Annotated in this window: 18 protein-coding genes; 8 read left to right on the top strand and 10 right to left on the bottom strand. The window is 59.4% G+C overall.

The annotated features are described in order from the left end of the window. Positions 1-791 precede the first annotated feature (791 nt). Positions 792-1223: a cold-shock protein gene (locus HMPREF1206_RS10705; RefSeq protein WP_005511873.1), complete on the top strand. Its 432-nt coding sequence runs from the start codon at positions 792-794 to the stop codon at positions 1221-1223. Between the two features lie 72 nt (positions 1224-1295). Here HMPREF1206_RS10705 and HMPREF1206_RS10700 read toward each other — a convergent pair whose 3' ends face one another. Further along, complete coding sequence (locus HMPREF1206_RS10700) at positions 1296-1790, bottom strand: DUF2771 family protein (RefSeq protein ID WP_016423315.1); 495 nt, start codon at positions 1788-1790, stop codon at positions 1296-1298. Between the two features lie 122 nt (positions 1791-1912). Further along, on the bottom strand, positions 1913-3073 hold the full coding sequence (locus HMPREF1206_RS10695) for a glutaminyl-peptide cyclotransferase (protein ID WP_016423314.1): 1161 nt from the start codon (positions 3071-3073) through the stop codon (positions 1913-1915). A 23-nt stretch (positions 3074-3096) separates the two neighbouring features. Between HMPREF1206_RS10695 and HMPREF1206_RS10690 the strand changes: the two genes are divergently transcribed. From HMPREF1206_RS10690 to HMPREF1206_RS10680, 3 genes are all read left to right on the top strand, one after another. Beyond that, entirely contained in the window at positions 3097-3789 is a 693-nt protein-coding gene (locus HMPREF1206_RS10690; RefSeq protein ID WP_224433761.1) for a DUF3027 domain-containing protein, read from the top strand. 158 nt (positions 3790-3947) lie between these two features. After that, positions 3948-5462 carry an NCS2 family permease gene (locus tag HMPREF1206_RS10685; RefSeq protein WP_016423312.1) on the top strand — a complete coding sequence of 505 codons (1515 nt, stop codon included), beginning with the start codon at positions 3948-3950 and terminating at the stop codon, positions 5460-5462. A gap of 9 nt (positions 5463-5471) precedes the next feature. Beyond that, a complete protein-coding gene (locus HMPREF1206_RS10680; RefSeq protein ID WP_016423311.1) occupies positions 5472-6344 on the top strand; it encodes an RNA methyltransferase in 873 nt (290 codons plus the stop codon). A 3-nt stretch (positions 6345-6347) separates the two neighbouring features. Here HMPREF1206_RS10680 and HMPREF1206_RS10675 read toward each other — a convergent pair whose 3' ends face one another. The 3 genes from HMPREF1206_RS10675 to serC form a co-directional block, all read right to left on the bottom strand. After that, positions 6348-7244, bottom strand: a complete 897-nt coding sequence (locus tag HMPREF1206_RS10675) for a hypothetical protein (protein WP_231367208.1) — start codon at positions 7242-7244, stop codon at positions 6348-6350. Positions 7245-7268: 24 nt separating this feature from the next. Continuing rightward, on the bottom strand, positions 7269-8396 hold the full coding sequence (gene sepH, locus HMPREF1206_RS10670; RefSeq protein ID WP_016423309.1) for a septation protein SepH: 1128 nt from the start codon (positions 8394-8396) through the stop codon (positions 7269-7271). Positions 8397-8537: 141 nt separating this feature from the next. Continuing rightward, the gene (gene serC / locus HMPREF1206_RS10665) at positions 8538-9674 is read right to left on the bottom strand and encodes a phosphoserine transaminase (RefSeq protein WP_016423308.1); all 1137 of its coding nucleotides are present in this window, start codon (positions 9672-9674) and stop codon (positions 8538-8540) included. 724 nt (positions 9675-10398) lie between these two features. Here serC and HMPREF1206_RS10660 point away from each other — a divergent pair. Together HMPREF1206_RS10660 and HMPREF1206_RS10655 are read left to right on the top strand one after the other, a co-directional pair. Beyond that, on the top strand, positions 10399-11694 hold the full coding sequence (locus HMPREF1206_RS10660) for a citrate synthase (RefSeq protein ID WP_016423307.1): 1296 nt from the start codon (positions 10399-10401) through the stop codon (positions 11692-11694). A gap of 215 nt (positions 11695-11909) precedes the next feature. Next, the gene (locus HMPREF1206_RS10655; protein WP_005511805.1) at positions 11910-12269 is read left to right on the top strand and encodes an FKBP-type peptidyl-prolyl cis-trans isomerase; all 360 of its coding nucleotides are present in this window, start codon (positions 11910-11912) and stop codon (positions 12267-12269) included. A 237-nt stretch (positions 12270-12506) separates the two neighbouring features. Here HMPREF1206_RS10655 and HMPREF1206_RS10650 read toward each other — a convergent pair whose 3' ends face one another. Beyond that, positions 12507-13988, bottom strand: coding sequence for a carboxyl transferase domain-containing protein (locus HMPREF1206_RS10650; RefSeq protein WP_016423306.1), 1482 nt, complete (start codon positions 13986-13988; stop codon positions 12507-12509). Between the two features lie 108 nt (positions 13989-14096). Here HMPREF1206_RS10650 and HMPREF1206_RS10645 point away from each other — a divergent pair, with 108 nt between their 5' ends. Continuing rightward, positions 14097-15083 carry a ribokinase gene (locus tag HMPREF1206_RS10645; protein ID WP_016423305.1) on the top strand — a complete coding sequence of 329 codons (987 nt, stop codon included), beginning with the start codon at positions 14097-14099 and terminating at the stop codon, positions 15081-15083. An 89-nt stretch (positions 15084-15172) separates the two neighbouring features. Here the strand turns inward: HMPREF1206_RS10645 and HMPREF1206_RS10640 are convergent, their stop codons facing one another. From HMPREF1206_RS10640 to HMPREF1206_RS10625, 4 genes are read right to left on the bottom strand one after another with little or no spacing between them, the layout of a single operon-like run. Then, positions 15173-16438 (bottom strand): ABC transporter permease, encoded by a 1266-nt coding sequence (locus HMPREF1206_RS10640; protein WP_016423304.1) that lies wholly within the window; start codon positions 16436-16438, stop codon positions 15173-15175. After that, a complete protein-coding gene (locus HMPREF1206_RS10635; RefSeq protein ID WP_016423303.1) occupies positions 16435-17340 on the bottom strand; it encodes an ABC transporter ATP-binding protein in 906 nt (301 codons plus the stop codon). The genes HMPREF1206_RS10640 and HMPREF1206_RS10635 overlap by 4 nt, the downstream gene beginning before the upstream one ends. Before the next feature lie 59 nt (positions 17341-17399). Next, the gene (locus HMPREF1206_RS10630; RefSeq protein ID WP_016423302.1) at positions 17400-17969 is read right to left on the bottom strand and encodes a hypothetical protein; all 570 of its coding nucleotides are present in this window, start codon (positions 17967-17969) and stop codon (positions 17400-17402) included. A gap of 2 nt (positions 17970-17971) precedes the next feature. After that, on the bottom strand, positions 17972-18235 hold the full coding sequence (locus tag HMPREF1206_RS10625) for a helix-turn-helix transcriptional regulator (protein WP_042388879.1): 264 nt from the start codon (positions 18233-18235) through the stop codon (positions 17972-17974). A gap of 133 nt (positions 18236-18368) precedes the next feature. Between HMPREF1206_RS10625 and HMPREF1206_RS10620 the strand changes: the two genes are divergently transcribed. Continuing rightward, the gene (locus tag HMPREF1206_RS10620) at positions 18369-19235 is read left to right on the top strand and encodes an aldo/keto reductase (protein WP_016423301.1); all 867 of its coding nucleotides are present in this window, start codon (positions 18369-18371) and stop codon (positions 19233-19235) included.

The raw sequence follows: 19235 nt of genomic DNA, 5'->3' as shown, positions 1-19235 counted from the left end.
TTCACGTTATTGATAACGGGCCGATGTCATCGCACTGGAGTGAGATGAAGGCGATCTATGCGACTTCGTCCGTTAAACGCGTCGATTGCACACCGTAGCGGTTGATAACGAAATAGTCACGCGAATCGCCGGATTCTTAATTTTGAGCGCAGGTGGGAAATATGCATAAAAGTAGGTGAAACTGCAGGTAAGAGACGTGACTGTTATTGGTGTTGTGTAAGTTAAAACTTCAAAATGTGATAAAGCTCACGTTATCGTCTTGTTATTTTTCCGGTTTTGGCGCGCCGCATGCACTGAGAAGGATGGCCATAAGAGATAGCCATAAAGAACCAACGCTGGCAGTTAGTTGCCGTCTCGGTGTGTCAATCCGCGAGCGTGCTCGCTTCACTCAAATCCGTCTTCCCTTTATGTCTCCATCTATGGGTATAATTGAGTTCTTTAGGTAATCGGAGGTGACGTGCACATGCACGCCGCTACCGCTGCCGCCACTTCGCACTAGTAAGCAGTAATAAATAATGTGTTCCCCGTTGGAGTGCGTCCTGTTTTGGTCGCACCTTAATTAAAGGAACACCATTAAGACAGCGCCCGGCCCGGCATATCCTCGCGATCCTGTCTGGCCAGGCTCGCCGCGAGCGAGCCTCTAACTCTGGCCGTTTGTGCGTGCGAGGACGGTGGCAAATGCGGAAGAATTGCATCTCCGATCCGAAGACCCCGAAGGGCAGTCACCGCTGCACAAGGGGGAACGAGGTTGAGTGCCCCCAGTCACAGGGCACGGGAAGGTTAGGTGGAAAGTGCCCATCGGTAAGGTCAGGTGGTACGACAAGGATCGCGGTTTTGGCTTCGTTTCGAATCCGGACGGTGAAGATGTCTACATCGGCAAGAACGTGCTGCCGAAAGGTGTGGAAGAACTCGTAACTGGTCAGCGCCTGGAGTACGACTACGCTGACGGCCGCCCAGGCCCGCAGGCTCTCCGGATCAAGGTGCTCGACGAGGGACCGCGCGGTGCCCGTCACCGCCGTGGCGGGGCAGGTGGGGGCGCAGGAGCCCGTCGTCAAGCAAAGAAGCACAGCCCCAGCGATCTCAACGGCATGATTTCGGACATGATTTCCATGCTGGAGTCGACGGTGCAGCGTGACCTGCGCGCCGGGCGTTACCCGGAGCGTAAGGACGGCCACCAGATGGCTGAGGTTCTGCGTGCGGTCGCGCGCGAGCTGGACTCGTAAGTCGTTAGAAGATGTGAAAAACGCCCGCTCACGAAGGTGGATAACCTCAGTGAGCGGGCGTTTTGCTGTGCTTTACGACGGTTCGTTGACGATCGACCAAGTAATTCCGTAGGTGGTCTCTTCGCCCTCGGAGTTCTTTCCGATGAGCGCGGTGGAAACCTCCACGACCCCGAGGGGAGTGCGCTTGCCGGCAACAGCGGCGGAGCCAGCGATGGTCTCGGTCGTGGCTTCGCCCGGATCCTTGCGAGAGGTGGAGTTGACCGCATCGTCGGAGAAGAAGCGCTGCAGAGTCCAAGAGTTAGAGCCAACAGTGGAGCCGACGTTAACCTCAGCTGTCTCCTGCTCGCCCAGAGAAATCTTGGCGGCGTTGGCCTCAGTCGTGGTGCAGGCATTCTTCTCAAAGAGGTCGCAGACACGGTAGGGAAGAACCTCTGTGGTTTCGCCGTCCTGAATGACCTCGATGGACAGCGCGTGCGGGTCGTCGATTGCCTGGTTGGTCCACTTATTGACAGCAAGGACAATGCCGGTGACGACAAGACCCACCACGACAATAGCGCCGACAACCATGAACGCCTTACTATTCTGTTGCCAGCGGCGCCTACTCGATCCCATCAACTCTCACTTCCCGACATTCGTAACGGAATTGAAGCTACGTTCAGTCACACTAGCCGTTTTCGGGCCAGATACTGCTATTCACTCACGGTAACACGGTAGGCCGTGGGCCATTTCTTCCCTGTGAGCAGGAACTGGCGGGGGCCATTGGGGGAGGTAGAGGAAGAATCCGGCATTAGAGCAATGCCGTTGAGCACATCAATACTGTTTTGCTCTGCTGGGGAGAGCTGCGCGTACAAGTCGCGGAAGAGTTCGGTGGCATCGACGATGCCTGTGACCTTTCCGTCTTCCGGGTTGATGCGGTAGATGAATGGACTCTGCCAGACGTTGGCCCAAATCTCGCGGTGCGATTGCGGGGAGTTTGGTCCGTCCGCGTTGCTCTGGTTGTTTGAATCGCTCGTGTCCGCTGGTGCTTCGTCCGGCACTTCGTCCAGAGCTGCGTCGCCGTTGACAGTGACGCACTCAAGTTCGTTGAGCCACGTTGTCTCTGTACCTGCTGCAGTGACGGGCAGTTGACGCTGGGAAGAGAGGTCATCGGGGGCGCGGAAAGTGAGGGTGCCGCTGCCGTCGGAGGTCACGATGGTGTCCTCGAAGGAGCACGCGCCCCAGCCCTCGGTGTCGAAGGGAACCTCGCGACGCTGCTTGAGAGTAGCCGCGTCGCGTTCAATGGCGCGTCCTTCCTTCCACGTCAGCTGCCACACGGTATCTCCATGACGGGTAATCCCCTCGCCGAAGAGTTCAGGCTGTAAATCTTCCACGTTGGTCGGCTCGGCTGCAGAGTTGTCGAGCCACTGCGGTAATCGGTAAATCTGGGACTCACCGTAGAGGCCGGTGCCCATCAACAAAGAACCATCGGGTTCGAACTCAAGGCCCTGGACAAAAGGCGCAGCGACATTCTTCTCCGTGGGAAGTGGTGGAGCCAAGACAGGATAGGACTGCTCGATGGCCAGTTTCAGTGTCGGAACGTCACCGAGCCCCGGCACCTTATCGGCACCGACCAGCTCGGAGGGATTAACCGATGCCGAAGTCGACCTTGGGGCGGTGCCGGAGTTCGAGTCCGCACTAGCTCCACTAGAAGGGGCCTCGCCTGAGGGATCGCCACCTGAACCAGTTTCAGCCGCACAGCCGGCCAATAGGGCGGCAGTTGCCACGGAGAGGATGGCAGCTCGGACCGTCGTAAAGCGTGATGAGTGGAAAGGGCGGGCGAGTTTTGCATCGCCCGACGGGAATCTGTCCATAGCTTCACTCTAGGATAGGAAACGTGACTGAAAATCGACGACGTTCCCGAAACAGCCGCCGACGGGGGAAGGTGATGAATCACCAGGCGGTCGACACTGCCCGTACCGCGATTGAAGAGCTCGGGGAGGGGCCTGCCGGCGCGCACACCGGTGTAAGTGTCGTAGGCGAGGGCGTTGCGGTGCATCGTTTTGCGGCTGACCTGCCCGGATACAGGGGCTGGGAGTGGCATGTGGTGGTCGCGTGCGCGCCGGGCACTCAACAGGCGACGGTCAGTGAAGTGGCTCTTGTCCCTGGCGAAACCGCGCTGCAGGCGCCTGAATGGGTGCCCTACGAGGAGCGGCTGCGCCCCGGTGACCTCGGTCCACGCGATTTGTTGCCGGCTGCAGTGGGAGATGAGCGACTCGACGGCGATGACTTGCAGACCCGCACCTTGTCGGCGCGTGGTGTGGAAGACACCGAGCAGCGTTGGGAAGAGGGCGATACCGGCCCCGAGAGTGACTTTGCTCGGGAAGCATTGCACCGTTGCCGAACCTGCGCCTTTATGGTCCCGCTGACCGGGCCGCTCGGTAAGAACTGGGGCGTGTGCGTTAACGAATGGACATTCGATGCCACGGCCGTAAGCTTTGACCACGGCTGCGGTGCTCACTCAGCTATCCCGGAAGTAACGGGGCAGGGTGCACCGGTGGCGGAACCCTACCAGGATTCCCACCTGTAGCTTTCCACCTAGGCAAACGCGATGACGAAGAAGGTGCAGTTTCGACGCCACCGTGGCCCCAGAGACTGCACCGTTACGGTTTTCGGCACAAAAATTCCGCTCTGACACGGATAAACACGTGACACGGATAGTAAAGAGACTCTAGAGAGGCATAAAAAATGGACAAAGGTACGTCCACCTCTGCAACATCCTCAGATGAGGCGAAGGACTCCAAGCCTGCACGGAAGGGGAGCCATCTTTCGGCAGTGGACCGCTATTTTCACATCACGGAGCGCGGTTCGACGACCGTGACCGAGATTCGCGGTGGCGTAGTGACCTTCTTCGCGATGGCCTACATCATTCTGCTCAACCCGCTGATCCTCGGCAATATCGAGGATGTCAACGGCAATAGCCTGGGGATACCACAGGTCGCTGCTGTCACCGCGCTCGCCGCGGGTGTCATGACCATTACTTTTGGTCTCTTTGCCAAGTACCCCTTCGGCATTGCGACGGGCCTGGGCATCAACACCCTGGTTGCCGTGACATTCGTTGCTAACGAGGGGCTGGCCTGGGAAGAAGCGATGGGCCTGGTCGTGCTGGACGGGGTGATTATCGTGCTGCTGGCGCTGACCGGATTCCGCACAGCTGTCTTCCACGCGATTCCGTCCGATATGAAGGCCGCGATGAGTGTGGGTATCGGCCTATTCATTGCCATGATTGGTCTGGTCGACGGTGGCCTGGTTCGCCGTATTCCCGATGCCGCTGACACGACTGTCCCGGTGCAGCTCGGCATCAATGGTCAGATTGCCTCGTGGCCGACCGCCGTGTTCGTCCTCGGGCTGATTATCTGCGGCATCATGGTTGTCCGCAATATTCCAGGTGGCCTGTTCATCGGCATCGTGCTGAATACCATCATTGCGCTCGCAGTCGAGGCCTTGACGGATGCGGGCCCCTCCTTCGCTGATGGCAAGCCAGTGCCGACCGGTTGGAATCTCGCGGTACCGACTCTGCCGGACCGCGTAGGCGGCATGCCGGACTTGTCCCTCGTTGGAGCTGTGGATCTTTTCGGATCCTTTGCCCGCGTCGGTGCCCTCAGCGCCACCATGCTGCTGTTTACCTTGGTCCTGGCGAACTTCTTCGATGCCATGGGCACGATGACTGGTCTGGGCAAGCAGGCCGCACTTGTCGATGAAGACGGTGTGCTGCCGGACATGAAGCGCGCACTGGTTGTCGAAGGCACCGGTGCCATTGTCGGTGGTGCAGTCAGCTCCTCGTCGAACACCGTCTTTGTGGATTCCGCAGCGGGCATCGCCGATGGTGCACGCACTGGCCTTGCCAACATTGTCACCGGCATCCTCTTTCTGGCAGCGATGTTTTTCACCCCGCTCTATGAAATCGTGCCCATCGAGGCTGCCGCGCCAGTGCTGGTCATCGTCGGTGCCATGATGATCGGGCAGATCACCGAGATTGATTTCACCCGTTTCGACATCGCACTGCCGGCATTTTTGACTATTGTCACCATGCCGTTTACCTACTCGATTGCAAATGGTATCGGCATCGGTTTCATCACCTTTGCTGCGATGGCTATCTTCTCGGGTCGTGCCAAGTCCGTACATCCGCTGATGTGGATTGTCTCCGGCCTGTTCATCATCTACTTCGCCGCCGATCCGTTCACCGCTCTGCTGGGCGGCTAAAGAGTTTCCATGAGTACCACCACATTCCTCGAACGCTTTGCGCCCATCGTCGTCGACGATCCCGCCGACAGCCGTCTCGATGACATCCGCAACCTCAACAAGTCCGATTCCCGCCCCGATTTGCCCGGTGGGAAGGGGCTGGTCATCGCCGAAGGCACGCTCATTGTGCCGCGGTTAGTGCGCTCACGCTTTCCGCTCCGCGCAGTCTTTGGTACTCGCCAGAAGCTCGCATCGCTTGCCGACGGACTGACCGCGAGCGAGGCCGCTATTGCGGAAACGGTGCCCTGGTTTGAACTCGACCGCGAGGTTCTGGCCGCAGCGGCCGGATTTGATCTTCACCGCGGCCTGCTGGCCACCGCTGACCGCGCGCCGGAGCTATCGGTGGACCAAGTTCTGAGCGGAGCCACCACCTTGGCCGTGATGGAGGGAGTCGGTGACCACGAGAACATCGGAGCCCTGTTCCGTAACGCGGCGGGCATGGGCGTGGATGGGGTCGTCTTCGGCGCGGCCTGCGCCGATCCGCTGTATCGCCGCAGTGTGCGCGTTTCCATGGGGCATGTGCTGACAGTCCCATTTGCGACTCTGCCCGGTACTACGACCACCTGGCAGCGAAGCCTGGACCAGCTCAAAGAGCAGGGCTTCCGCGTGGTGTCCATGACCCCTGCGGGCACGGTGGACCTGTGGGATGCCATGGACACGGACAAGGTCGCGATTCTCGTTGGCGCTGAGGGACAGGGGCTTACCGAGCACGCGATGGCAGCCACCGATGTGCGTGCTCGCATTCCCATGTCACCGGGAACTGACAGCCTGAATGTGGCTACCTCCGCGGCGATCGCGTTCTACGAGCGACTGCGCGTTCAGTCGCAGCGCGCAGGGCGGTAGAAACTATTTCCCGAACTTGCCTCGCGCCCGCTGCCAGGTGCGGCCAGCGAAGTTCTTGGCCTTAGCCCCAAAGCGACTGAGCTCCTCCAGAAAGTCTCGGTTCGGCTCTGCGTTGTGAACTTCGTAGTCGTCGTAGGCGCGGTCAAACTCTGCGCCAGACTCGGACGAACCCGGCTCACCCATTAGCCCGCGTGGACTACGAGACGTCGAATACGAAGCTCCGGGAGCCGCACGACGGCCATCCACCGCAAAACCACTAACAGGGATATCGGTAGCGGGCGAATGCGGGTCGAATCCGAGCCAGTCGGTGATGACGGCGTCGGCAAGCTCTGCCGGAACGAACGGCAAACCGACCCCCTCGCGTGGACGTGAACCCGTATCTTCGAAAGCGTCGGGCAGCGGGCGGTGCTTGCCCGCCCAGAAACTGCCCTCTGCGGGGCAGGGAAGACCGATGTCTTCCAGTGTGCGGTAGCGAGTAGCGGAGAAAGCGCGCTTGAGCTCACCATCGTGCCAATGCGCAAAGGCACCGAAGCCCGTGGATTTATTCGACACACTCGCGTAGACGTCCGTGGCGGCAATCTCCTGCCGTAGACGAGGCGACAGCTTGGACAGCTGCGAGACATCATCGAGAACCGTCTGCAGTACGGCAACGCCCTCAAAGCCACCGATGTAGTATTCACCGTCACCGGTTTCCGCCGAGCGGTTGAGCGGGAAATCACCAATCGGTGTTACCGGCAGCGTTGAGTCATAGAGAGCTAGGAAACGACGCCCGAAACCGCGGTCGTGCTGAACACCTGTCTCCAGGGTCGCAGCAGGGTCATTGGTGCTGATAAACCAAATCGTGACTACACCGCGGCGAATCGCGGAGAATTCGAAATCAGAAGCGTTGCCACTGGTCATGGAGCTCATTGTCGAGGGAAACTCCTACTTCTTCGGGCCGTTCGGACGTACGCCGAGAAGCACATCCTCCCAAGACGGCATGACAGTCTTCTTCTTGCGCTTCGGCTGCTCCACGTCCGGGTGCTGCAAGAACTCCGCCTCGTCAATATCGTCGTCGGCGGCATCGCTTTGCGACGGAACATCCTGCTCCCCGTGGCCTCGCTGCGGCTCCGCCGAAGACTGCCATGCGGCTGGCATCTCAGAGGTGTCAGCGGTATCGGCAGCTCGATTGGCCTGCGGAGCCAAGTCTCGGTTGCGGCGGGCAAAGTCGGGGTCAATCAGCTCTGCTGCCAGCTCATTGCGAGCAATGGTGAGCGCGGAAAGTCCCTCCGCCTGGTAACTCCACTCGGCCACGTTGGTGGTATGGCCGACATTCCAAGTAACCGTCACAATCCACTGTCCACTCGGGTCGCGGTAGGCGTCCCACGAGGCATCGGCGAGTTCCTGGCCACGGGCGGCAAAAGCGGTGGCGAGAATCTCCCACAGGGACAACTTGGCCGGGCCATCAATGCGACGTGGCTTCGACTGCTTGCCGAGCTCCGCAATACGTGCGCGCTCTGCAAGCACCGGGTAGGCGAAGGACTCAATCTTGCGCGGCTGCATGCCGCTGTACTCAATGAGCTCCTCCACCGTTTGGCCGCTGCGAATGCGATCCTGGATTTCGCGCGGCGACAAAACTACGCGGGGCTCTTCCAGAACTGGCTTCGGTGCCGTTGGAGTCTTCTTCGGTGCCCCGCCTGCCGTAGCGGAGTTGCCGGTCGTCTCGCTGCCTTCCGCCGCGTCGCCGCTTGCGGTGGTGGCTTCCGCTGTGCTGTCACTAGTGGAACTTCCGTCGGTGGAGCCCCTCTCTGCGGTAGCACTCTCCCCAGAGCTACCGCTGGCAGTGGCGGTGGCGGCGCTGGATCCGTCGGCAAGCGATGCGGAATCAGCTACAGCAGGGGAACCAGTGGCATCGGCGAGCTCGAAGTGCTCGACCAGGAAAGTGCGCAGGTTCTCGTCGAGAGGCAGCGTGAAGCGAAGTCCCTCCTGCCGTTCCTGCTCGGTGATATCGGCGGGAACGAGAATCAGTGAATCGGTCACATCGCCGTCCAGAACGGGCTTCAGCTCCCTCATGCGAGAACCTCCTTGTTGGTCGACGTTATAAGTAATGCTCACTAATCATGGTAAACGACAAAACTCCCGCGTCACGGACAAATGGGGCAATGCCCTTGCGCGTGGCGCGGGAGTTATGCGGCTGAGGCCGGTATTTGGCTGTTACTTTGCAGCGTAGCCGTTGTCCAGAACCCAGTCGATAGCGCCAGTCAGACGACGGATGTCCTCCGGGTCGATGGCCGGGAACATACCGATGCGCAGCTGGTTGCGGCCCAGCTTGCGGTACGGCTCGATGTCGAGGATGCCGTTGGCGCGCAGAACCTTGGCAATCTGTGCGGCGTCGATGTTGTCCTCGAAGTCGATGGTGCCGACGACCAGCGAGCGCTTTGCAGCATCGGTGACGAACGGAGTTGCCTCCGCACGGTTCTCAGCCCAGTTGTAGAGGTGGGAGGAGGACTCGGTGGTGCGGGCAACCATGCCGTCGAGGCCGCCGTTGGCGTTCATCCACTTGACCTGATCAGCCAGCATCAGCAAAGTGCCGACGGCCGGGGTGTTGTAGGTCTGGTTCTTGCGGGAGTTATCAACGGCAGTCTGCAGGTTCAGGAAAGCCGGGATGAAGCGGTCGGAAGAATTGATCTTCTCAATACGCTCGATGGCAGCCGGGGACATTGCAGCCAACCAGATGCCGCCGTCAGAAGCGAAGCACTTCTGCGGGGAGAAGTAGTAGACGTCAGCCTGGGACATGTCGACCGGGAGGCCGCCGGCACCGGAGGTGGCATCGATAGCCACGAGCTGGCCCTCGGAGCCTGCCGGGCGGGTGACCGGAACCATGGTGCCGGTGGAGGTCTCGTTGTGAGCCCAACCAATAAGGTCAACGCCCTCTTCGCCAGCGACAACCTCAGGTGCGGAACCCGGCTCTGCTTCGATGATCTGCGGAGCGTCGAGCCACGGAGCCATCTTGGAGGCCTTGGCAAACTTGGAGGAGAACTCACCGTAAGTCAGGTGAGCGGACTTCTTCTCGATGAGCCCAAAGGTGGCAGCATCCCAGAAAGCGGTTGCGCCGCCGAGGGACAGGACAATCTCGTAGCCGTCCGGAAGCTGGAAGAGCTCAGCCAGACCCTCGCGAACCTCACCAACAACGTTCTTCACTGCCGGCTGACGGTGGGAGGTACCCATGATAGAGGTACCGCCGTCAACGATTGCCTGAATCTGTGCCGGGCGAACCTTCGACGGACCGCAACCAAAGCGGCCGTCGCCGGGCTGGAACTCTTCAGGGAGGACTGGGAATTGATCGCTCATATGAGGCGCAACCTTTCAAAGTGCATTCAAAGTGAAGCTTGATATACAGCCGTTGTCTTCAAACTCTAGCGGTAATCGGGGGTACTTATAGCAAAAGGGTGGGGTTCAATTGCCCCCGCTTCCGTACTTTGCATAACAAAACAGGGTGGATTGGCGTATTTGCAAAGTTTGCGAAGAATTTTTTCCAGTTTTGTTGGTGCTGAAAACTTGGCGGTGTGGAGCCTCGGGCGGGCGGCGAGGGGTGAATTATTGTGGATTTAGTCGATGTGTTTTCGGGCGTCGGCTCGATGGCTTTTGAACTTTTAAAGACATTGGCTGTTGAATGTGCTCCTGACCTCCTGATTAGTAAATGAGCAGTGACAACGTAATAAACCCGTTTTTCCATTTGCATTTCGGGGTAAAGAGGGGTCAAGATTGGGTAAGCCCAGGCTGCCCGAATGGGGTAGAGGGTGTTGCACTGCTCACACTCTTTGATATTGTGTGTTCTAATCCACTGCAGGTGTCGGTTCTTTATGGTTACGACACGGTCGATGTGAACTAAGCAAACTTTTTTCACTGGGCAAGATGCAATGGAACGCAAATGTCGCGCATAATTGAATCATTGAAAACAATGCGACCCCGAAGGGGTGGCGTGGAGTTGGGAGGCAGCATGCTGTTTTCCGCTGTGCCTGCTTCCCCCGCACTCTGGAGTCGTTAAGAAGAATTTTTCTGTGAAAGGGAAGTTGTGGCTACTAAAGACGGCAAGGCTGTACTCCACTACCCGGGCGGCGAGTTCGAGATGGACATCGTCAAGGCAACCGAGGGTAACGACGGTATCGCACTGGGCAAGATGCTCCAGGAAACTGGACTGACCACCTTCGACCCGGGCTACACCGCCACCGGTTCTACCGAGTCCAAGATCACTTACATCGACGGCGGTAACGGCATCCTGCGCTACCGCGGTTACCCGATTGAGCAGCTGGCTGAGAAGGCTACCTTCAACGAGGTTTCCTACCTGCTGATTCACGGCCACCTTCCGTCTGAGGAAGAGCTTGCGCAGTTCAACCACGACATTCGTCACCACACCCTGCTGGACGAGGACTTCCGTCGCGCATTCAGCATCTTCCCGCGTGGCGCACACCCGATGCAGACCCTGGCTTCCTCGGTCAACATTCTGGCTTCCTACTACCAGGACGAGCTGGATCCGCTGAACGAAGAGCAGCGCAACCTGGCTGCGGTTCGCCTGATGGCTAAGGTCCCGATGCTGGCTGCATACGCTTACCGCGCATCCAAGGGTGAGCCGTACATGTACCCGGACAACAACCTGAACGCTCGCGAGAACTTCCTGCGCATGATGTTCGGTTACCCGACCGCTGACTACGAGGTTGATCCGGTAGTGGTTGACGCTCTGGACAAGCTGCTCATCCTGCACGCTGACCACGAGCAGAACTGCTCCACCTCCACCGTCCGCATGGTCGCTTCCTCTGGCGCTTCCATGTTCGTCTCCATCGCTGCTGGTATCAACGCTCTGTCTGGCCCGCTGCACGGTGGCGCTAACCAGGCTGTTCTGGAGATGCTCGAGGACATCCAGCAGAACCACGGTGGCGACGCAACCGAGTTCATGAACCGCGTGAAGAACAAGGAGCCGGGCGTCCGCCTGATGGGCTTCGGTCACCGCGTCTACAAGTCCTACGACCCGCGTGCAGCTATCGCTAAGAAGACCGCTCACGAGGTGCTCCAGCACCTCGGCGGCGACGAGCTGCTGGATCTGGCTATGAAGCTGGAAGAGATTGCACTGGCTGATGACTACTTCGTCTCCCGCAAGCTCTACCCGAACGTTGACTTCTACACCGGTCTGATTTACCGCGCCATGGGCTTCCCGACGGACTTCTTCACCGTCCTGTTCGCCATCGGCCGCCTCCCGGGCTGGATCGCTCAGTTCAACGAGCAGGTCACTGACCCGGCATCGAAGATCAACCGCCCTCGCCAGATTTACACCGGCGAGACCGAGCGTGACTTCGTTCCGCGCGACCAGCGCTAAGGTTTCTAGCGATTACTGCGTAGGGGGTTCCTCGCAGGTAACTCAGCATAGAAAAGTCCAGCGTTGAAAAGGCGAAAAGGCGCGTACTAGCCTTCGAAAGGTTGGTACGCGCCTTTTATTTTTCCTAGAATTCTAAGAAACCCCATTTAAGTTGGGTCCATTTACGTTGGGCTGAATACCAACTGTGAAAAAGCCAACTGTGATAGGAGATTGTCTTGTCCAAGCCAGAACTCACTGCTAAGTCCGGTCCGGCTCCGACGGAACTCGTCATCAACGACCTCACTGTCGGTGACGGCAAGGAGGCCACCCCGGGTGCTCGTGTCGAGGTCCACTACGTGGGTGTTGACTACGAAACCGGTGAAGAGTTCGACTCTTCCTGGAACCGTGGCCAGTCCATCGAGTTCCCGCTGAACGGCCTGATTGCCGGTTGGCAGGAAGGCATTCCGGGCATGAAGGTCGGCGGTCGTCGCGAGCTGATTTGCCCTCCGGAGAAAGCTTACGGCCCGGCTGGTGCAGGACACTTCCTGTCTGGTAAGACCCTGGTCTTCGTCATCGACCTGTTGGACGTTAAGTAAAAGTCCGCATGCTAGCTCTGTTGGTCGGCTGAGCTTCGCTTCGCGGTTCCTGCCCATCCCTCCGTCGGCGGTTTGCAGGATTTCCGGCGAAGAAAGTGACTGCGTTTATGACACTTCAGGCGTGAAAAATTGCCCAAAAGTGTCATAAACTCAGTCACTTTCTTGCTTTCTGAGGTTGGGGTGGGGGCTGAAGGCCCAAACCAGCCCCACGCCAGCCCCAAACCAGGCCCAGACCCCTTACTCACCCAGCGCGAAGCGACGGTAGTGGTCGAAACGCTGCTCACGGCCAACGCGAGCCGGATTCTTCTCCAGCTCCCAGAGGGCGTGCTCGATAGCACTCAGAGCACGGCGGGGCAGTTCGGCCGGATTCTCAGGTTCGGCCACAATCTCGTCGATAACCCCGGTCTTCAGCATGGTCTCGGCGCCAACGCCCTGCTCCTCCATCATTTCCGGGGCATGCTCGGTGTCTCGGTAGATAATCGCCGAAGCACCCTCCGGCGGCAACGGAGACATCCAGGCATCGTGCATTGCCAGCACGCGGTCAGAGGGCAGCATGGCCAGCGCACCGCCACCGCAGCCCTGGCCGAGAATGAGTGACACGGTCGGAACCTTCAAGTTCACCAGCGTGGTCAAGGTGCGGGCAATCTCGCCGGCCATGGCATTTTCCTCGGCGTCCTTGGTCAACTCAGCGCCTGGGGTGTCAATGACCGTGACCAGCGGAATGTTCAGGCTTTCCGCGATGCGCATCGCACGGCGGGCAAAACGCAGTGAGCCCGGCCCCATTGGATGCGTGCCCAGCGGCGGCTGGTTATGGCGATCCTGGGCGACCAGAATCACCGGCCGCTCACCAATCCGCGCCAGGCGAGCCCGAACCGACAGCGACTTGTGGCCATCGCCGGTGCCGGAGATTGGCACGGAGCAGTCGACAAGGGCATCGATAATATCGCCGCCACCTGGACGAGAAGTATCGCGGGTGCGCAGGATAGCTTCCCAGGTATCGCGACCGTCAATGGCTGCTACTGGCGGTGGGGTGGGTTCGCTGGGGTCTCCGTCGGCAAGCACGTCGATGGTGCGGCGGACAGCGCCGCGCAGACCTTCGAGCGGAATGATGCCGTCGATAATGCCCTGCTTTAACAGGTTCTCGGAGGTCTGAACGCCTTCGGGCATGGGTTCGCCGGTAGCCAGCTCGACGACGCGCGGGCCGAGGAAGCCGAGAAGTGCGCCGGGCTCTGCGAAGGTGAAGTGGCCTGCCGACCCCCACGACGCCATGACACCACCGGTGGTGGGATTGCGCAGGTACACCAGGAATGGCAAGTGAGAATCCTTGTGGCGCGCCACTGCGGTGGTAATAGAGATCATGAGCGCGAACGCAGCAGTGCCCTCCTGCATGCGAGTGCCGCCCGAGGTCGGGGAGAGCAACAGCGGCAGCTGCTCCGCAGTCGCGCGCTCGATGCTGCGAATAATACGACGAGCGGTTGCGGCGCCGATAGAACCGCCGAGGAAGCCGAACTCAGAACAGATGACGGCGACGCGCTTGCCGCCGACGGTGCCTTCACCGGTGATAACGGCCTCATCGAGACCGGTCTTCTCAGAGGCTCGGGACAGTGTGCCGCGGTAGGCCTCGTCGATGTTGCCATGCTCGGGCGCGCCGTCCCAGGATGTGAAACTTCCGTGGTCGAGGACGGTATCTATTACTTGTTGGGCGCTGATTCTAGCCATACCTCCACGGTAGTAAACAAGGGGTAAACCGGCTTAGTTGATGGTGGGCGGAAAGGGGTAGCGCTATTGTCGGAAAAAACGTGTCCGCACTACCGAGGAGTCGAACCAATGCCGATTACTGAGCGCCTCACCGAGCTGGCTGAACAGAGGCCAAACGTATGTGTCGTCGGTTCCATCAACGCAGACCTGACTGTCACCGTGAAGCGCCTGCCGCATGGTGGTGAGACTATCGAGGGCAGTCCTCTGCGCATTCTGCCGGGCGGTAAGTCGGCGAATCAGGCGGCGACGGCTGGAAGACTGGGCGCGGCCGTGGAACTGGTCGGCGCGGTCGGTTCGGATCCCAATGCGCAGTTGCTGCGCGACGCGCTTACCGACGCTCACGTGGACATCTCTGCAGTTGAGACCGTCGACTCTGCCACTGGTACAGCCATGATTGTCGTTGATGATGCGGCGGAGAATTTCATTGTCATCTCCGCTGGCGCCAATGGCGAAGTCGATGCTGAGATGGTGCGCAGTCATGCGGACAAGATTCAGCGGGCTGGGTGCCTCGGTCTGTGTCTGGAGATTTGTGATGAGGCTGTCCTGGCCGCCGCACAGATTGCCCACGATGCGGGTGTGCCGGTGGTGTTCAACCTGTCGCCGATTCGGGCGGTCAGTGAGGATCTGCTCGCGCTGGTCGATGTCCTCATTGTCAACGAGCACGAACTCGCAGCCATCATCGGCTCCGAGCGCGCGGTCGCCGGTTGCGAGCACGGTCAGTGGGATGCGGTTGGGCGCGCGCTTGCCGACGAACACGGGATTTCCACGGCCATTGTCACACTTGGCGGGGAGGGGTCTGCGGTCTTGAGGACGTCGGAAAGCGAGGTGGCAGTCACTCGCATTCCAGCGCTGCCCATCGAGGTCGTGGACACCACGGGCTGCGGTGATGCGTACATGGGTACGGTCCTCACCGCGTTGGCCGCGGGCGATGATGTGGTGACGGCAGCTCGTCTTGCGGCGGTGGTCTCGGCTCATGCGGCGACAGGCGTGGGGGCGCAGACCTCCTATGGCGAGACAGGAAAAATCGCGCAGTTTGCGGCGGACCATGGTCTATAAGGTGCGCTGAGCAAACTACGCGATTGACGATTATTCGGTTTTAGGTGACCGTGGCCGAAGGAGTCACGCTCTTTTGGGCAGGGCTGGGGCTAGCTCTTGGCTGTCAGAGCCTTCTTCCAGCTGACCGCGGCACCGGTGCGCAGGACATTGCGCGGGTAGATCCAGGCGGCGAGTGCGATGACTGCGGCTACTCCCACAACCATGATTAGCAGCGAAGCCGCCAACTGGAGTGCGGAGAAGTTGCCAACGGCGTACTGCATCGGGGCAGTGGTGATGGAAACCGGTGGAATCCACGCTGCAATCTGCATGACGGTAGAGTCCAGCTTGCTCCAGCCAAACAGCGGAACATACATCGTGATCAGCGAGAACACCAGTACCGGCATCTGTGCGCCCTGGAAATCTTCCATACGGCTGACCAAGGATGCGGAGGCTGCATACAGCGCGGCGAAGAAGAAGTAACCGAGGATGAAGCACGGGACCAGCAGCCAGACTGCGGACCACGGCACATCGAAGCTCTCCGCCAATCCGGTAATCATGAGGGCAACTGCGGCGCTGGCGGTCAGCACGCTCATCATGATGATGCCAGCCAGACCGGCGCCGAGGATCTTGCCAGCCAGCAGGTGCGCCGGGCGAACGGTCGAGAGAATGATCTCGATGACGCGGGAGGACTTCTCCTCGATGACGCTGGTGGCCACCGCGCCGCCGAAGACGAGGATGGCGGTCATCATGACCATCACACCAATCAGTGTGATGACCACTGCGGGCATCTTCTCGTCTTTGGCTTCATCCAGCGACTCCACCGACACGGCTGCGCTTTGAGTCTTGGAGAAAAACTCGCTGGGGTTGATTCCGTTTTCGCTGAGCAGCATGGCTTCATTTTGTTTCTGCAGCGATTCCTGCAGCATTGGGGCCAGCCAGGATGGGGCGTCGTCGGCAAGCAGCTTCCACGAGCCCTCCTTGCCTTCTGCGGTGTCGGGGACGAGAGCGGCGTCGGCGTCGCCGTCGGTGACGGCAGCGCGAGCGGCCTTGTCGTCTGCCGCGGACGTAATCTCCAACGGTGAGAGCGATGCTGTGGCAAATGCGCCGGCTGCGGCATCCGCGCCTTCAGCATCCTTTATTTCGGCGGTAGCGTCGGCGAGAGAGTCCGCGAACGGCGCTTCTCCGACGACCGCGATTTTTACGGTGTCATTATCGGACTTGGAGGTCATGTAGTCGGCAACGAAGATACCGCCGACGGCCGCCACTGCCATGATGATGAGCGTGATTAGCGAGCTTTTCTTCAGCAGATGCTCGCGGAGTTCGCGGACGAAAACAGTCTTGACGGCCGTTGAGGCGTTGTAAGTGTTGGTGCTCATTGCTGTACGGCCTCCTGGTAGAGCTCGGTAAGTGGAATTTGCAGAGGTCCAAACGAACGGACCGTTCCCGCTGCCATCGCGCTGTGTAGCAGCTTCTGGTCGGTGTCGGCGGGGGCGTTGGAATCGAGGTGAACGACGGTGGCACCATGGGTATCACGCTCCACGCTTGTCACGCCCTCGACGGAGGTCGCCCAATCCTGGGGCGCACCATCGAGCTTGACGACGAAAGCCCGTGGGCCCCGTGCTCGCAGCTCATCAACAGTGCCTTCCACGAGCATGCGGCCGTCGCGGATGATGCCGACGCGGTCACACATGCGCTCGACAAGGTCGAGCTGGTGGGAAGAGAACACAATCGGGGTGCTGCGGTCGGCGTACTCCTTGAGTACGGAGCTCATCACCTTGACCGCAACTGGGTCGAGACCAGAGAAGGGCTCGTCGAGGACGAGTATTTCTGGGTCGTGGACGAGGGAGGCTGCCAGCTGCACGCGCTGCTGATTGCCGAGCGAGAGCGTGTCGACCTTGTCGTTGGCGCGCTCGGTGAGACCGAGGCGCTCCAACAAGTTGTCGGCGTTGGATTCCGCGCGCTTGGTGGGCACACCGTGTAGGCGAGCAAAGTAAATCAGCTGCTTGCGGACCTCATCCTTTGGGTAGAGGCCGCGTTCTTCTGGCATGTAGCCAATCGTGCGGCGCAGCGAGTCATTCATCGGGGTATCGCCGATGCGTACCTCGCCTTTATCGGTGGCCAGCACGCCCAGGGCAATGCGCATAGTGGTGGTCTTGCCGGCACCGTTAGAGCCGACGAAGCCGTAGATTTCTCCAGGGTGAACTTGGAAGCTCATGCCACGGAGAACCTGCAGGTGTCCGTAGGACTTCTCAAGCCCGTCAATAATGAGGCTGTTCATGGTGATCCTTAGATTGAGGAGTGAAGGGCAGAGGAGGGATATGAGTTTTTGAGCCCGTACTAGTCGTCGCGCAGATTCCAGGCGTAGACGACGGTGGGCAGCGTGGAAATGTAGAGGAAAGCGATAATTCCGAAGATTCCGAAGCTGTACGGAATGTAGTGTCCCCAGTCAGGTTGCGCGTTCAGGACATAGGTGCCCACCAGAACGAGAGCGAGGAAGGTCACCAAGCCGAAGTAGGTGAAGCAGCGATATGTCAGCCCCCGCAGGTTCAGAATCTGTTCCTGCTGGTATTCGTCCAGTAGCGAGGTCGGTGCGCTGTCAACCATGTCGACTGTGATGTTGAGGCTGGTCCAGACGACGACCATAATGAGGGAAATCACTGGCCAGAGCAGAGAAAGCCATCCCGGGAAAATATCGGTCAGGCTACCGAGAAGCGCGATGCCGCTCAGCAGCATCAGCACAAGGCACACCTCGAATGCGATGACCAGCTTCCGCCGCGCCGCCTGGTTGCGCCACTTGGGCAACCAGCTCGACATCTGCTCGACACGCTTTGTGTACTTCGCTTCGCGCCGGGCTTCTAGCTTTTCGAAAAAGTTCGGTGTTGCGTCTTCAGTCCGAATAGCTGGCATCGTTAGCTTTCCTTTCGGTATAGGGCAGAGGACATGGGCTTGAATTCCTCGCGAGAAAACACCGCCTCAACGGGGAGATCGAACACCGCGCAGATGCGAAATGCCAGATCCAAGCTGGGGTAGTGGTCACCTCGCTCCAACGCGCCAATCGTTTGAGGATTGACCTCTACTTGTTTGGCTAGTTCGGCTCGGCTGAGTCCGTGTTCTGCCCGCAGCACTGAAATTCTGTTGAATATCGGTTCTTTGGGTTTAATCTTTGGGGACACACTCCAAAGTGTTATATAAACACAACGCTACGTCAACTGTTCGCAACAAAATGAAGCGCACTCACCTTTCTAAACCGCAGGTCAGCGGGGTAGAAAAAATCTAAAAAATTTTCAGTCCGTACACTCGGTTGGCATGACCACACTCAATCTGAAGTACGATGCAGCGACAACCGGAATTGCCAACGTGGAAATGGTCGATGGCAACGCCATCCCGATTCTGGGGTTCGGTACCTACAAGCTTGACGATGAGCAGGCGCGCGAATCCGTGCGCTACGCCCTGGAAATCGGCTACCGCCACATCGACACCGCATCGCTCTATCGCAATGAGCGAGGGGTTGGGCAGGGTATTGCTGATGCGGTCGCTGCGAACGTCGTAAAGCGTGAAGATATCTTCGTGACCACGAAGGTCTGGAACGATGCGCAGGGGTCGGCGGCGACGCGCGAGTCCGTGCGGGCATCTTTAGAACGGCTCAGCCTTGACTACGTTGACCTGGTGCTTGTGCACTGGCCGGTGGAGAAGCAGGGGACGTTTGGGCAGTGTTTCGATACGCTGCTGGAGCTCAAGCGTGAGGGGCTGATTCACTCGGTTGGTGTGGCGAACTTTTACCCAGAGGTGCTCGACCAGCTCTCGGAGACTCCGGTGGTCAACCAGATTGAGCTGCATCCGCAGTTCCCGCAGAATGAGCAGGTTGAAGACGATCGTCGTCGCGGTATTGTCACGCAGGCTTGGTCGCCGTTGGGGCGCGCGAAGTACTTTGAGGGCTCGCCGATTGCTGAAATCGCAGATCGCCTGGGTAAAACTCCCGCCCAAGTTGCTATCCGCTGGCACCTTCAGCGTGGCATCGTGGCCATCCCGAAGTCGGGCACGCCGTCGCGCATCAAGGAGAACTTTCAGGTCACCGACTTTGAACTCACCGACGAGGACATGGAAACGATTGCGTCGATGGCGCGTGCCGACGGGCGCCTGAGCGGCGACCCGCGGGTATTCGGCAACGAATAA

This window comes from Corynebacterium sp. HFH0082 (genome assembly GCF_000411235.1).
Lineage (GTDB): Bacteria > Actinomycetota > Actinomycetes > Mycobacteriales > Mycobacteriaceae > Corynebacterium > Corynebacterium jeikeium_D.
Note: the sequence above shows the minus strand (reverse complement) of the source record. Positions and strands in the feature narration are given on the sequence as shown.

Bases quoted from the DNA above. Each gene is read 5' to 3' on its own strand.
- HMPREF1206_RS10700 (WP_016423315.1), bottom strand. From the start codon at position 1,790: ATGGTTGTCGGCGCTATTGTCGTGGTGGGTCTTGTCGTCACCGGCATT.
- HMPREF1206_RS10695 (WP_016423314.1), bottom strand. From the start codon at position 3,073: ATGGACAGATTCCCGTCGGGCGATGCAAAACTCGCCCGCCCTTTCCAC.
- HMPREF1206_RS10685 (WP_016423312.1), top strand. From the start codon at position 3,948: ATGGACAAAGGTACGTCCACCTCTGCAACATCCTCAGATGAGGCGAAG.
- HMPREF1206_RS10680 (WP_016423311.1), top strand. From the start codon at position 5,472: ATGAGTACCACCACATTCCTCGAACGCTTTGCGCCCATCGTCGTCGAC.
- HMPREF1206_RS10675 (WP_231367208.1), bottom strand. From the start codon at position 7,244: ATGACCAGTGGCAACGCTTCTGATTTCGAATTCTCCGCGATTCGCCGC.
- sepH (WP_016423309.1), bottom strand. From the start codon at position 8,396: ATGAGGGAGCTGAAGCCCGTTCTGGACGGCGATGTGACCGATTCACTG.
- serC (WP_016423308.1), bottom strand. From the start codon at position 9,674: ATGAGCGATCAATTCCCAGTCCTCCCTGAAGAGTTCCAGCCCGGCGAC.
- HMPREF1206_RS10650 (WP_016423306.1), bottom strand. From the start codon at position 13,988: ATGGCTAGAATCAGCGCCCAACAAGTAATAGATACCGTCCTCGACCAC.
- HMPREF1206_RS10645 (WP_016423305.1), top strand. From the start codon at position 14,097: ATGCCGATTACTGAGCGCCTCACCGAGCTGGCTGAACAGAGGCCAAAC.
- HMPREF1206_RS10640 (WP_016423304.1), bottom strand. From the start codon at position 16,438: ATGAGCACCAACACTTACAACGCCTCAACGGCCGTCAAGACTGTTTTC.
- HMPREF1206_RS10635 (WP_016423303.1), bottom strand. From the start codon at position 17,340: ATGAACAGCCTCATTATTGACGGGCTTGAGAAGTCCTACGGACACCTG.
- HMPREF1206_RS10630 (WP_016423302.1), bottom strand. From the start codon at position 17,969: ATGCCAGCTATTCGGACTGAAGACGCAACACCGAACTTTTTCGAAAAG.
- HMPREF1206_RS10620 (WP_016423301.1), top strand. From the start codon at position 18,369: ATGACCACACTCAATCTGAAGTACGATGCAGCGACAACCGGAATTGCC.